Below are 1,028 nucleotides of genomic sequence, written 5' to 3'. Positions count from 1 at the left end.
CACAAGTCATGACAGAGGCAGCAAGAAAAGCCGCAGAGTACAGTGCTGAGAAAATCGTTAACGCTCTGGGTGGATATGGTATTTTTGGTGTCGAATTGTTTATTAAGGGCGATAAAGTCATCTTTAACGAAGTCTCCCCTCGTCCGCATGACACGGGTTTGGTTACGCTCATCTCGCAAGAGCTTTCTGAATTTGCACTGCACGTTCGAGCATTTACGGGGATGCCAATCAACAGTATTACTCAATATGGCACCTCTGCTTCCGCGGTTATTTTAGGGCAAGGGACGTCAACTAATATCCGTTATGATGGACTCTGTGACGCATTAACAATGCCTCAAACCCAGGTACGTCTGTTTGGTAAGCCCGATATTGATGGTCGCCGTCGGTTAGGTGTAGCACTTACTCGTCGTAACAGCGTAGATAAAGCGATTGAAGATGCTATAAATAGCGCTCAAAAGATCAAAATCACTTATTGATTTAATGGCTATCATAGCGTTTCGCATGAGCCTGCCTATTGTTACCAGCTAGATCGAGTGTCAAGCTAGATTTAGTAAAAGGTAAGCACGATAAAAAATCCTAACCTTTAATGGGTTAGGATTTATTGTTTCTCAGCTGTCAACGCTTATGACCATCATCGTAATCGCTTAGACAGTTTTAAACGCTAGGCTTTTTCAATCAGCCATACTTCTTCTGCGAATCTGGTCAATCCTTTTTGAGCTCGTTTGGGATGATCTTCACCAGCATCATCACGATGCAAATGAGTGACCTTAAACTCTGAAAACAAGGCTTGTACTTCGCTTTTAGGAACGCTAAACGGAGGCCCTGCCATTTCTGTCTGCGGGTAGTCGAGCGTGACCAGTAAAATGCGACCTTTTTCTGTCAACTTCCCTTTAATCAACCTCACATAGTCACTGCGCATAGATTCAGGTAATGCGATGAGAGCAGCTCTGTCATAGACAATATCAACCAGTTCTATCGGCGCTGTAAAGACATCTCCGTTGTAAATAGAAAGCTAGATCGGAAGAGCG

1 protein-coding gene and 1 pseudogene are annotated in these 1,028 nt (G+C 43.9%); one reads left to right on the top strand and one right to left on the bottom strand.

Features of this window, described 5'->3' with window-relative positions; genetic code table 11:
* Window positions 1–476, top strand: a 476-nt coding sequence (locus tag ACP45E_RS18705; RefSeq protein ID WP_141707421.1) for an ATP-grasp domain-containing protein, incomplete at its 5' end; no start/stop codon positions are given.
* A gap of 185 nt (window positions 477–661) precedes the next feature.
* On the opposite strand, the pseudogene ACP45E_RS18700 reads toward ACP45E_RS18705, so the two are convergent.
* Window positions 662–1,012 (bottom strand): annotated as a pseudogene (locus ACP45E_RS18700) (thiopurine S-methyltransferase); the annotation flags it as partial.
* Window positions 1,013–1,028 lie beyond the last annotated feature (16 nt).

Source organism: Vibrio genomosp. F10 str. 9ZD137 (assembly GCF_049974785.1).
In the GTDB taxonomy this organism is placed as follows: Bacteria; Pseudomonadota; Gammaproteobacteria; order Enterobacterales; family Vibrionaceae; genus Vibrio.
Note: the sequence above shows the minus strand (reverse complement) of the source record. Positions and strands in the feature narration are given on the sequence as shown.